General features: G+C 71.5%; 7 protein-coding genes. 2 read left to right on the plus strand and 5 right to left on the minus strand.

What is annotated here, in order from left to right; translation table 11 throughout:
* Positions 1 to 58 precede the first annotated feature (58 nt).
* Both ACFY9E_RS07205 and ACFY9E_RS07210 read right to left on the minus strand, forming a co-directional pair.
* On the minus strand, positions 59 to 2,050 hold the full coding sequence (locus ACFY9E_RS07205) for an IucA/IucC family protein (RefSeq protein ID WP_390980126.1): 1,992 nt from the start codon (positions 2,048 to 2,050) through the stop codon (positions 59 to 61).
* Between the two features lie 236 nt (positions 2,051 to 2,286).
* Positions 2,287 to 3,756 carry an aminotransferase class III-fold pyridoxal phosphate-dependent enzyme gene (locus ACFY9E_RS07210; RefSeq protein WP_390980128.1) on the minus strand — a complete coding sequence of 490 codons (1,470 nt, stop codon included), beginning with the start codon at positions 3,754 to 3,756 and terminating at the stop codon, positions 2,287 to 2,289.
* A gap of 330 nt (positions 3,757 to 4,086) precedes the next feature.
* Between ACFY9E_RS07210 and ACFY9E_RS07215 the strand changes: the two genes are divergently transcribed.
* Both ACFY9E_RS07215 and ACFY9E_RS07220 read left to right on the plus strand, forming a co-directional pair.
* Positions 4,087 to 5,310, plus strand: a complete 1,224-nt coding sequence (locus ACFY9E_RS07215; RefSeq protein ID WP_390980130.1) for a trypsin-like serine peptidase — start codon at positions 4,087 to 4,089, stop codon at positions 5,308 to 5,310.
* 283 nt (positions 5,311 to 5,593) lie between these two features.
* The gene (locus tag ACFY9E_RS07220; RefSeq protein WP_390980132.1) at positions 5,594 to 6,796 is read left to right on the plus strand and encodes a trypsin-like serine peptidase; all 1,203 of its coding nucleotides are present in this window, start codon (positions 5,594 to 5,596) and stop codon (positions 6,794 to 6,796) included.
* An 81-nt stretch (positions 6,797 to 6,877) separates the two neighbouring features.
* On the opposite strand, the gene hflX is transcribed toward ACFY9E_RS07220, so the two are convergent.
* The 3 genes from hflX to ACFY9E_RS07235 form a co-directional block, all read right to left on the minus strand.
* On the minus strand, positions 6,878 to 8,371 hold the full coding sequence (gene hflX, locus ACFY9E_RS07225; RefSeq protein WP_390980133.1) for a GTPase HflX: 1,494 nt from the start codon (positions 8,369 to 8,371) through the stop codon (positions 6,878 to 6,880).
* A 126-nt stretch (positions 8,372 to 8,497) separates the two neighbouring features.
* Complete coding sequence (locus ACFY9E_RS07230; protein WP_390980135.1) at positions 8,498 to 10,024, minus strand: M1 family aminopeptidase; 1,527 nt, start codon at positions 10,022 to 10,024, stop codon at positions 8,498 to 8,500.
* Between the two features lie 203 nt (positions 10,025 to 10,227).
* On the minus strand, positions 10,228 to 12,408 hold the full coding sequence (locus tag ACFY9E_RS07235; protein WP_390980137.1) for an HD domain-containing protein: 2,181 nt from the start codon (positions 12,406 to 12,408) through the stop codon (positions 10,228 to 10,230).
* Positions 12,409 to 12,568: the final 160 nt, after the last annotated feature.

Raw genomic sequence — 12,568 nt, forward strand, 5'->3', positions numbered from 1 at the left:
TGGCATGTCCTCAGGGAGGAAGGAGGTCAGTCGTGGGCGGGGGGGCCGATCAGAGTGATCAGGGGTGCAGGGGGTTGGCGATGGTGACGTAGACGGACTGGCTGTCGACCGGGCCGACGAGTTCGTCGAGGCCGTGCAGCCGGGTCAGCAGGTTGGCCTTGCAGCGCAGGACCGGTGAGTCGAGCAGCCGCGCGGGCAGCGAGGTGCGCAGCCGGGCCGGACCGGAGGCCACGCTTCCGAGGAAGCGCCGGAAGGCGGCGAGCAGCAGCCGCTCGTCGGCCAGCCCCTGGGAGCCGAACGCTCCGATCAGGCCGAGCACGTTGTTGACCGCCAGGTAGTACACGAGCCGCTCGTCGGTGACCTCGTCGCTGACGAACGTATCGCTGCGTTCTCCGATGCCGGGCAGCCGGGCATCGAGGTCTGCACGCCGGGACTCGCGGAAGTAGTACCCCTGGTTGTCTCGGTAGCGGCCGCCCGTGGGCCAGCCGTCCTCGTCCAGCAGAAGCAGGGTGTTCTGCTGGTGCGCTTCCAGGGCGATGCCGGCCTCACCGTCCAGCCACAGGACGGGGCGTACGACGTGTTCGAGGTAGCGCAGGAACCACTCGGCGGCGACGGCGCCGCGGGGTCGGCCGGTGCGGCGGGCGAGACACGTGACCACCTCGGCCAGCCGGGACCGCAGGGTCGGACCGTGCCGAGCAGGGCGCCCCGGCGCGTCCTCGGGCGTGGCCGGGGAGGGCGGGCGCGGCGAGACAAGTCCGGCGACGCAGGAGACATCGTCCGAGGGGCTGAACGGGTTGTGGCGGATCACCACGTCCAGTCCGGGCATCGGGTCGCCTCCCTCGGTGTCGACGGCGAGCCACGCCGGGTCCCTGACGATGTCGAAGCCCGGGTGCACGGCCCGCCACTGCCGGGCGAGCCCGCTGCGCAGCAGGCGGTGGACCTCGACACCGCGGTGAAGCTCCTTACGGAGGTTCTCGCGGCGGGAGTTGGTGATGCGCAGGCCCAGCGAGAGCTTGAGCATCGCGGGGGCATGGGTGCGGTAGACGGTGCGTACGGAGGAGGTGGGGTGCCAGGGAGTGCCATGGGTGCCGAGGTCATGGAGCAGTCCGCTGTCGAGCAGGGCAGCGGTCTCGGGGCGGTGCCGGATCTCGTGGGCCTGCCAGGGGTGCAGGGGCAGCAGGGCGTACCCGTCCGGCAGCGCCGGTCCGGTCCCGGCCAGGCGGGCGGTGAGCCGGGGTGCGTCGACAGGGCGGCCGCGTTCGGTCCAGGAGGAGTCGGTGGCGAGGACGGAGGGCGCGACAGCCACCCAGTGCAGGGGGAAGGACCCGCGTGACTCGGGCGAGTACAGCAGTGCTTCGGCGTCGGAGAGACCCTCGCGGCTCTTCGGGGCGGGGTGCAGGGGGTGCCCGAGGACGAGTGCCTGTTCCGCGGAGAGGAAGAGGTCGTGGCTGTCGCCCGGGCGTTCCCGGCGGCGGTCGGTGACGAAGCGTGCGACACGTCGCAGCGAGTCGGCGACATCCGCGACGAGTTCCACACCGTGACGGACGTCGGCGTCGGCCGAGTTGGTGGTGTCCCCGGGTCCGGAGCCGGGGGCGCGGCTGGTGTGAGAGCCGCCTGCGGACGTCTCCCTGGCGAGCAGGGCGGCGATCGTGACGGCGTCGGCCGGTGGGGCGCATGCGGGAGCACCGGCGAGACGGGGAGGGCCGAAGCGGTGCCAGCCCGTCGGGGACCAGTAGTGGACCGGGGCGAGGAGGGCCGTGTCGCTGGCGGGAAGGGGAATGCGGAGGACGCCGTCGACCGGGGCGGGATGGTCGGTCTCACGCGCCCAGCAGCGGAGCAGGTTCTCCACGCCGGCGGCCTGGGCGAGGGTGTGCGGATCGGCATCTTCCAGAGGGTCGTTGCCCTGGCCTGCGCGCGGCCCCCTGGCCGGTCGCGCCGCCGGCCGCTGACGGGGGACACCCGGGAGCGGTGGCGCCTCCGGGGTCCGGGCGCCGAGGGAGCCTTGTCCCGGCGTCGGTGCGTGGTCGTCGGGGCGGGGGGTGGCGTTCAAGGCAGGTCCTCGTGAGGGGGGGTTCGGATCATGCGGGTGGCAGGTGCGAGCCGAGGAACTTCACTCGGCGGCTGGGGTGTGAAGGAGGTGATGTGCGGGCTCATGGCGCTCAGGCACCTGGACGCCTCACAGGCAGGCGAGGCCGGTGGGCAGGCGGCCTGGCCTGGGCGCGGAGGGGTGCCGGCGCGCATACTCACGGCGTGCGTGGCCTGTCACGCCGGAGAGGCTCACCGTGTTCACGGTGCGGCTGCCGTGCCACCGCCACGGCAGCGGGCGACTGCATGGACCGCGTCGGCCAAGCGGTCCAGCACGGCGGCCGCTTGTTCATCGGTGATGGTCAGGGGAGGAAGCAGTTGCACGACGCTCGCGTGACGGCCGCCGAGTCCGACGATGAGGCCGCGCCGCAGGCACTCCTGCTGGACCGCGGCGGCGAATCCGGGAGCCGCGGGAAGGGCCAGGGGTCCGCTGCCCGGGATCACCGCCGCCCCCACGCCTCCTTCTGCGGCCGCATCCGCGCATGGCCCCTCGGGCTGCCGCTCGGGATCCACCAGCTCAAGCCCGATCATCAGCCCCCTCCCCCGCACGTCTCCCACATACGCGAACTCACGCACAAGGCACTGGAGTTGTCCCAGCATGCGCGCCCCCAGGGTCGCCGCCCGTCCGGCGAGGGCGTTCTCGCGGACATGGGCGAGGGTCGCCGTGCCGGCGGCCATGGCGAGTTGATTGCCCTGGTAGGTGTCCGCGGGGATGCCCGGCTCCCCGGTGTCGAGGTCGTCGCGGTAGACCACGACGGACAGCGGCAGGCTGCCGCCGATGGCTTTGGAGAGGACCATCACGTCGGGGGTCACACCACTGTGCTCCACTGCCCAGAAGGCGCCGGTGCGGCCCACGCCCGTCTGGATCTCGTCGGCGATCAGGGGGATGGACCGGTCGGCGGTGATCTGTCGCATGCGCCGCAGCCAGGTGTCCGGTGCGGGGATCACTCCGCCCTCGTTCTGGACGGGCTCGACGATCATCCCTGCGGGCAACGGCACTGCGGTCCCGGGGTCGCCGAGAAGGGATTCGGTCCAACGGGCGGCGAGCTCGGCACCGTGCTCCCCTCCGATGCCGAAGGGGCAGCGGTAGTCCTGCGGATAGGGCAGGCGGGTCGCCCACGCTTCACGAGTGCGCACGGACGCGGCCTCGGGAGCCCCGTTGGTCCTTCCGCGACCGGCGCCCGTGAAGGCCAGGAGACCGCTCCGCCCGGTCGCCGCGCGGACCAGTGCGAAGGCGGTTTCGACGGCTTCGCTGTCGGCCGGTCCGCAGAACCGTACGCGCGCCCGGTCGGCGAGTCCGGGCGGCAGGGTGCGGAACAGTTCGGCGAGGAAGGCGTCTTTGACGGGTGTCGCCAGGTCGAGAGCACTCAGGGGTGCGCCGGAGTCGAGGACCTTGCGGATGGCCTCCAGAACGACCGGGTGGTTGTGACCGAGGGCGAGTGTGCCGGCGCCGGAGAGGCAGTCCAGATAGCGGCGGCCGTCCGCGCCCTCGATGGTCAGCCCCCGGGCCCGCACCGGCACGATCGGCAGGGCCCGGGCGTAGGTCCGGGCGGCGGATTCGCGTGCGGCTTGGCGGCGCAGGACTCCCTCGTGCGCCGCACGTGCCGCGGGGAGCGCGGCGGCCCCGACGTCACCGGCCCCACCGGGGGATTTCACCTGCGTACGCCCCACAGCGGCCTCCTCTGACGCACAACTCCCATGGGTGGATTCCGCCACGACTTCCCTGACCTTCCACTGGGCACGGGCACAGGAGACCGCGCACAGACAGCAGGCCCCCCACCGCTACCAACCGCGGATCACTTACCGGGTTACGGGTTGCCTCAAGATCCTTTCCGTAACGGAACTGTTGCGGATCCGTCGGAACGCCCCCACAGCCACCGCATAGTGTGTGGTGCCGTTCCCGGACACCGTGAGGCGGCCCGAACACCCCGTGTGACAGCGGGAATCGGGACCCATGCACCGGTTCGTCCACGTTCGTTCCACATCAGGGGGAGTCAGATCATGCGATCCACACGGCCGTCGTCCACCGCCAGTCGAGGGGGGAGGGCGCGCCGCAGGAACTCCCCCGTGCTGGCCGCCGTGGCCCTCGCCTCGGCGCTCACGCTGACCGCTACGGCCTGTGATTCGGGCGACGCCACGGCGGACGGTGAGGCCTCCGCGTCCGCCACGGCCTCCGACGACGGCAAGCTCAGGATCCCGGCCGACATCAGGGACCGGCTCCGCGAGCACGGGATCGACATCGACAAGTGGAAGAACGGCGCCTGGAAGAACTGGGACCGGGACGACTGGCTGCGCGAGGCCAACGAGTACATCAACCCGATCATCGAGGGGCTCTGGAACCCGGACCGCATGCGGGAGGCCGAGGAGCCCGACCAGGGTGTCGACGCGGGCGACCTCTCCGGTGACCAGGGCGTGACGGACCCGACGCCGGAGCCGGTCGAGGCGCAGGCCGTACCGCCGTCGTACCACGCCAACGCCCCCACGGCCGGGAAGGTGTTCTTCGACTCCCCCGAGGGCTCGGCCGTCTGCTCGGCGACGGTGGTGAAGGACCCGGCACACCCGGGCAAGTCCAACCTGGTGTGGACGGCGGGCCATTGCGTGCACGCGGGCAAGAAGGGCGGCTGGTACCGCAACATCGCCTTCGTGCCGTCGTACAACGACGACGGCAAGCCGGTGGAGGCGCTGGAGAACGCCACCCGCGAGGACGTCGCTCCCTACGGCGTCTGGTGGGGCGACTGGGCGCAGACCTCGGACCAGTGGATCGAGCAGGGCGGGTCGACGGGCGGCGACGGCGCGCCGTACGACTTCGCGGTCATCCATGTGACGCCGGAGAAGGGCAGCGGCGGCAAGTCGCTGGAGGAGATCGTCGGTTCCGCGCTGCCGGTCGGCTTCAAGGCACCCGCGGTGCCGCGGGTGAAGAGCGTCACGGCGATCGGCTACCCGGCCGCGCGGCCCTACGACGGACAGAAGCTGTACCGGTGCCAGGACCGGCCCGGACGGCTGTCGGTCACCGCTTCGGATCCCACGATGTACCGCATCGGCTGCACCATGACCGGTGGATCGTCCGGTGGTGGCTGGGTGGCGACGGGTGCGGACGGCAACCCGGCGCTGGTGTCCAACACCTCGATCGGCCCGGTGACGTCGGGCTGGCTGGCAGGGCCTCGTCTGGGCGATGTGGCCAAGGGCGTGTACGACTCGGTCAGCAAGAAGTTCGCCGGTCGGTGACGGCCTGCTGAACAGCGCCGTCGGTGGAGTGGCGCACCCGGCGCACCCCTCGGAACCTTCACCGCCTCACCCCGGTACACCCGCAACTCCGCGTGCATAGTGGGGTGTCGCCGGGGCACGGGCGCGCCTGCGCCGAGCAGGGCACGCGGGCGGTGCGGTCGGCCTGCGACACGACGGCCGAGGAGGACGCCGTCCTTCATGACATGCGCACGCTGCACGAGCCGGCACCAGCACCAGGCACATACGCACCACATACATACGCACCAACGGGGGTCATCGCACCATGCGTTCCACACGTACGCCCGCACCAAGGCGCGGGCGGCGCACCGTTCTCGCCGCCGCCGGGCTCGTCACCGCCCTGGCGCTCACCGCGACCGCCTGTGGCGGCTCGGCCGGCTCGGCGAGCGACAAGCCTGACGCCACCTCCTCCCAGGCCGCCGCGGACGGAGGCGGCAAGGTCAAGATTCCGGCGGACCTCGCGGGCAGGCTCAAGGACCACGGGATCGACGTCGACCGTTGGAAGGACGGTGGCTGGAAGGACTGGGACAAGGACAAGTGGCTCAGTGACGCCAAGGACTTCGTCAACCCGGTGATCGAAGGCCTCTGGAAGCCGGAGCGGATGCAGTCCGCCGAGGAGGCCAACAAGACGGTCACGACGAAGGACGCGGCGGCCGGCCAGGGCGTCAGCGACCCGGATCCGGCACCGGTCAGGGCGCAGGCCGAGAAGACGCCGTACCACCGCAACGCGGCGCCGGTCGGCAAGGTCTTCTTCGACTCCCCCGACGGCCCGGCCGTCTGCTCCGGCACGGTCGTCAAGGACGTCAACCACCCGGGCAGGTCCAACCTGGTGTGGACGGCGGGCCACTGCGTGCACGCCGGTGGCAACGGCGGCTGGTACCGCAACATCGTCTTCGTGCCGGCCTACAACGACCTCGGTAAGTCGGAGGCGGAGCTGAGCAACGCGAACCCGACGGAGATCGCCCCGTACGGCAACTGGTGGGCGAACTGGGTCTCGACCTCGAACCAGTGGATCCAGGGCGGTTCGGAGACCGGCGGTGACGGAGCGGCGTACGACTACGCCGTGCTGCACGTGAAGCCGGAGCGGGGCGCCAAGTCCCTGGAGGAGACGGTCGGCGCCGCGCTGGACGTGGACTTCTCCGCCCCGTCCGCGGCGGAGGCCGCCAAGATGGGCGCCTGGGGCTACCCGGCCGCGCCGCCCTACAACGGCCTCGACATGTTCAAGTGCATCGACGTCCCCGGCCGGTTCTCACTCAGTCCGAGCCTGCCGACGATGTACCGCATCGGCTGCACCATGACCGGCGGTTCCTCCGGTGGCGGCTGGTTCCGGGTGTTGAACGGCAAGTCGTTGCTGGTCTCCAACACCTCGATCGGCCCGGCCGATAACACCTGGCTGGCCGGACCGCAACTGGGCCGGGACGCCGAGGCGCTCTACCAGAACATGAGCAAGACCTACGGCGGTCAGTGACCCGCACATGCTGAAGGCCCGCTCCCCGGTGACAGGGGGCGGGCCTTCTCGCGTCACACGAGACGCACGCTCAGGTCAGACTCAGAGCGCCGGCGCCGGGACGTGCGGCGTGAGTTCCGCCGCCAGTTCCTCGTGCACCCGCACCTTGAGCAGGGTGCCCTCCGGGGTGTGCTCCTCGGAGATCACCTCGCCCTCGTCGTGGGCACGGGCGACCAGCTTGCCGTGCGTGTACGGCACGAGCGCCTCGATCTCGACCGACGGACGCGGCAGCTCGTTGTCGATGAGCGCGAGCAGCTCCTCGATGCCCTGGCCGGTGCGGGCCGAGACGGCCAGGGACCGCTTCTCGACGCGCAGCAGCCGCTGCAGGGTGAGCGGGTCGGCCGCGTCGGCCTTGTTGATCACGACGATCTCCGGTACGCCGGTGGCGCCGACGTCCCTGATCACCTCGCGCACGGCGGCCAGCTGCTCCTCCGGGAACGGGTGCGAACCGTCCACCACGTGCAGGATCAGGTCGGACTCGCCGACCTCCTCCATCGTGGAGCGGAACGCCTCGACCAGGTGGTGGGGCAGGTGGCGTACAAAGCCGACCGTGTCGGCCAGCGTGTACAGCCGTCCGCTCGGCGTCTCGGCCCGGCGCACGGTCGGGTCGAGGGTCGCGAACAGGGCGTTCTCCACCAGCACGCCCGCGCCCGTGAGGCGGTTGAGCAGCGAGGACTTGCCGGCGTTGGTGTAGCCCGCGATGGCCACGGACGGCACCTTGTGGCGCTTGCGCTCCTGGCGCTTGATCTCGCGGCCGGTCTTCATCTCCGCGATCTCCCGGCGCATCTTCGCCATCTTCTCGCGGATCCGGCGCCGGTCCGTCTCGATCTTGGTCTCACCGGGACCACGGGTGGCGAGGCCGCCGCCCTTGCCGCCGCCCATCTGCCGGGACAGCGACTGACCCCAGCCGCGCAGTCGCGGCAGCATGTACTGCATCTGCGCGAGTGCGACCTGGGCCTTGCCCTCTCGGGACTTGGCGTGCTGGGCGAAGATGTCCAGGATCAGGGCCGTTCGGTCGATGACCTTGACCTTGACGACGTCCTCGAGGTGGATGAGCTGGCCCGGGCTGAGCTCACCGTCGCAGATGACGGTGTCCGCGCCCGTCTCGACGACGATGTCGCGCAGCTCCTCGGCCTTGCCGGAGCCGATGTAGGTGGCCGCGTCGGGCTTGTCGCGGCGCTGGGTGACACCGTCGAGCACCATCGCGCCGGCCGTCTCCGCGAGGGCGGCGAGCTCGGCGAGGGAGTTCTCCGCGTCCTGCACGGTTCCCGAGGTCCATACACCGACGAGGACGACCCGCTCCAGACGGAGCTGGCGGTACTCGACCTCGGTGACGTCCTCGAGCTCGGTGGAGAGGCCCACCACGCGGCGCAGAGCCGCGCGGTCGGAGCGGTCCAACTGGTCGCCGTCCCGCTCTCCGTCGATCTCGTGGCTCCAGGCGACGTCCTCTTCCATCAGGGCATCGGCCCGAAGACCCTCGGGGTGGCTGTGCGCGAAGCGCTTGGTGTCCTGGGAAAAGGAAGAAGAGGAGGTCATTGGATCCTTACGTAGATGGGAAGCCGTTCATTGTCTGCAACGCACGGGCGGTCCGGGAGATTCCCGGCGCTCCGCACCGCGCCGACCTGAAGATGTTCGCACGGCACGGGGCGTCTCGTCATCGTGTTATCGGGTGGGCGTCCCGGCCGCCCCGGCCATGTCCGCCGGGGCCTGCGGTTTCGCCGGCGTCTCCGGCGTCCAGTCCGGGTGCCCCGGCATCGGCGGGGTCTTCTCGCCGTACAGCCAGTCCTGGAAGAAGCCGTCCAGGGCGCGCCCGGAGATCTCGGCGGCGAGCCGGACGAAGTCCTCCGTCGTGGCCGTGCCGTCCTGATGACGGGTGACCCAGGCGCGTTCGAGGCGCTCGAACGCCGGGCGTCCGATCTCCTGGCGCAGGGCGTACAGGACGAGGGCCGCGCCGTCGTAGACGTTGGGCCGGAAGATGCTGGTCTTGCGAGCGGGGTCGGGTGCCTTGGGGGCGGCGGGCGGCCCGCCGGCGGCACGCCAGCGGTCGGAGGCCGCGTAGGCGGCCTTCATCCGTTCCCGCATCGGCTTGTCGGCCTGCTCCTCGGCGTACAGCGCCTCGTACCAGGTGGCGTGCCCCTCGTTGAGCCACAGATCGGACCAGGTGCGAGGGCTGACGCTGTTGCCGAACCACTGGTGGGCCAGCTCGTGGACCATGATCGACTCGACGTACCACGGGGGGTAGACCGGCTCGGTGAAGAGTTCCCGCTCGAAGAGGGAGAGCGTCTGGGTCTCCAGTTCGAAGCCGGTGGAGACGTCGGCCATGAGCAGGCCGTACGTCTCGAAGGGGTAGCGGCCGACCTTGCTCTCCATCCAGGCGATCTGGCCGGGGGTCTTCTCCAGCCAGGGTTCGAGGGCCTCGCGGTGCTCGGTCGGGACGACGTCCCGTACGGGCAGCGCGTGCGGGCCGGTGCGGTGCAGCACCGTGGAGCGGCCGATGGAGACCTGGGTGAGCTCGGTGGCCATGGGGTGCTGACTGCGGTACGTCCACGTCGTCGTACCGCCGGACTTCTCGACTCCGGCGGACAGGCCGTTGGCGACGGCCGTGTGGCCGTCGGGTGCGGTGACACGGATGGTGAACATCGCCTTGTCGGAGGGGTGGTCGTTGCACGGGAAGACCAGGTGCGCGGCGTCGGCCTGGTTGGCCATGGCGAGGCCGTCCGCGGTGCGCACCCAGCCGCCCTCGCGGCCCGTGGCGGGGACGGGATCACTGGTGTGCCGCACGGTGATCCGCATCCAGTTGCCGTCCGACACCGAGTCGTCGGGCGTGATCACCAGATCCTCGTCGGCGGTGCGGAACTGCGCGGGCTCGCCGTCGACCTCGACCGATTCGACCGTGCCGTGGGCGAAGTCCAGGTTGACGCGGTCCAGGTCCGCGGTGGTCCAGGCGTCGATGGTGGTGACGGCCCGCAGCGGCTCGCTGTTGCTGCCCGGATAGGTGAAGGAGAGGTCGTACGCCGCCACGTCGTATCCGGGGTTCCCGAGGTGAGGGAAGAGGCGGTCGCCGACGCCGAGCGGGACGGCGGGGGCGCCGGCGGCGACGAGGCAGACGGAGATCGCCGAGGTGAGCAGGGCGGCGGCGGTCCGGCGGCGGAGGGGGGTGGTGGCCTGGCTGTGGGGGGTCAGGAGCATGTCTCACGGCTATCAGCGCGCGGGCGGGCGGCGGGGACGGCGCGCTTCCGTCCCACCCGAACCGGGGACCGTGGCCTGCGCCGGGTGCCGTCCTCGCCGCCCGGAGGACCGTCCGGCGGCCGGGCCTGGTGCCGTTCTGCGAACTGTGGCCGCGGCTCGGCCCGGTCAGCCGTTCCGCGGACCGCGACCGCGGCCCGGCCCGGTCAGCCGTTCTGCGGTTGCGGCTGGGACTGCGCCCGGCCGACGTCATACACCCCGGCCACATCACGCATCGCGCGCATCAGGGCGGGCAGATGGCCCGCGTCCGGGAGCTGCACGGTGTACGTGTGCCGCACCTGCTGCTGAGTGGGGGGCTCGACGGTCGCCGAGACGATCTCGGCGCCCTCGGAGGCCATGGCTTCGGTGAGATCGGCCAGCAGATGGGGACGGACGAACGATTCGGCGACCAGCGTGACCCGGCACTCGGCGGCCTCACCCCAGCGCACGCCGACCTCCGCACGCCCCCCGTCCTTCATGCGCGCCACCACGGCGCACTCCACGCGGTGCACGGTGACCGCGCCCCCGCGCACGGTGAAGCCGGTGATCTCGTCGGGCGGCACGGGTGTGCAGCATCGGGCGAGGCGGACGCTCGCGCCGGGCAGGTCGGCGAGGACGTGGCCGGTGGCGGGGCGGCCGGCGGACTGCTCGGGGGCCGCGACCGGCTCGGGCACGTCGGCGGTCCGGAGCGCTGACCGGTCCTCGTCGATCCGCGCCTCGTTCCGCTGGGACTCGGCCTGCGCCGGATGGGCGGCCAGCCACCGCTGGATGGCGATCCGGGCCGCGGGCGTATGGGCGTGCTCCAGCCACTCCCGGGAGGGCTCCGACGCAGGGTCCTGGCCCATGAGCAGCTGGACGGTGTCGCCGTCCTTCAGGACGGTACTCAGCGTCGCCAGACGGCCGTTCACCCGGGCACCGATGCAGGCGTGCGCGTCCTCGCCGTACTGCGCGTACGCGGCGTCCACGCAGGTCGCCCCCTCGGGCAGGCCGATGGTGCCGCCGTCCGGCCGGAAGACGGTGATCTCGCGGTCCTGGGCGAGGTCCTCGCGCAGGGTCGACCAGAAGTGGTCGGGGTCCGGGGCCGCCTCCTGCCAGTCGAGGAGGCGGGAGAGCCAGCCGGGGCGGGTGGGGTCGACGCGCTCGCCGTCGGCCGGGTCGTCGGGGGCGGGTGCGTACGGGTTGCCGAGGGCGACGACGCCGGCCTCGGCGACCTTGTGCATCTGGTGCGTGCGGATGAGGACCTCGACGACCTGCCCGTCCTCGCGCGCCACGGCCGTGTGCAGCGACTGGTAGAGGTTGAACTTCGGTACGGCGATGAAGTCCTTGAACTCCGAGACGACCGGGGTCATACAGGTGTGCAGTTCACCCAGCACGCCGTAACAGTCGGCGTCCTCGTTCACCAGCACCAGGACCCGGCCGAAGTCGGAGCCGCGGAGCCGGCCGCGTTTGCGGGAGACGCGGTGCAGCGAGACGAAGTGACGGGGCCGGATGAGGACCTCGGCCTGGATGTCCGCCTCGCGCAGCACCCCGCGTACCTCGTCGGCGACCTCGGCGAGCGGATCGTCCGTGCGGGCCGCGTTGCGGACGATCAACTCCCGGGTGTGCGCGTACTCCTCGGGATGCAGGATCGCGAAGACCAGGTCTTCCAGTTCGGTCTTGAGCGCCTGGACACCGAGCCGTTCGGCGAGCGGGATGAGCACGTCACGTGTCACCTTGGCGATGCGCTCCTGCTTCTCGGGGCGCATGACGCCGAGGGTGCGCATGTTGTGCAGCCGGTCGGCGAGTTTGATCGACATGACGCGGACGTCGTTGCCGGTGGCGACGAGCATCTTGCGGAAGGTCTCGGGCTCGGCGGCGGCGCCGTAGTCGACCTTCTCCAGTTTGGTGACGCCGTCGACGAGGTAGCGGACCTCCTCGCCGAACTGGTCGCGCACCTGGTCGAGTGTGACGTCCGTGTCCTCGACGGTGTCGTGCAGCAGTGACGCCGTCAACGTCGTGGTCTCGGCGCCGAGTTCGGCGAGGATCAAGGTCACGGCGAGCGGGTGCGTGATGTACGGCTCGCCGCTCTTGCGCATCTGGCCGCGGTGCGAGGACTCGGCCAGGACGTAGGCATGGCGCAGGGGCTCGAGATCCGCGTCGGGGTGGTGGGCGCGGTGGGCCTCGACGACGTGGCCGATGGCGTCGGGCAGCCGGCCACGGGCGGCGGGGCCGAGCAGGGCCGCGCGGCCGAGACGGCGCAGATCGATCCGGGGGCGGGCCTTTCTGCGGGGGGCTGTCGGCGTCACCGGTCCTGACACCGCGCCCGGCATCGGGCCTGGGGTCACGGAATTCGTGGCCTCCGCACTCATGGGCACCTCCGGCTGCGTCAACCGGCGGACGGGGTGCCCCAGAGCGGACACGGCTCAGAGGGCGGCTTCGGTCCCCCGTCCGGGCCGGTGCTTGATGCTACCGAGCCCACCACGCCGGACTGACCGCCTCTCGCCGAGCGTGAAACTGATCACCCATTCG

The organism is Streptomyces sp. NPDC012466 (assembly GCF_042955215.1).
GTDB lineage: Bacteria > Actinomycetota > Actinomycetes > Streptomycetales > Streptomycetaceae > Streptomyces.

Excerpts from the sequence above, each read along its gene's own strand:
- ACFY9E_RS07215 (WP_390980130.1), top strand. The coding sequence starts at position 4,087 with ATGCGATCCACACGGCCGTCGTCCACCGCCAGTCGAGGGGGGAGGGCG.
- ACFY9E_RS07220 (WP_390980132.1), top strand. The coding sequence starts at position 5,594 with ATGCGTTCCACACGTACGCCCGCACCAAGGCGCGGGCGGCGCACCGTT.
- hflX (WP_390980133.1), bottom strand. The coding sequence starts at position 8,371 with ATGACCTCCTCTTCTTCCTTTTCCCAGGACACCAAGCGCTTCGCGCAC.
- ACFY9E_RS07230 (WP_390980135.1), bottom strand. The coding sequence starts at position 10,024 with ATGCTCCTGACCCCCCACAGCCAGGCCACCACCCCCCTCCGCCGCCGG.
- ACFY9E_RS07235 (WP_390980137.1), bottom strand. The coding sequence starts at position 12,408 with ATGAGTGCGGAGGCCACGAATTCCGTGACCCCAGGCCCGATGCCGGGC.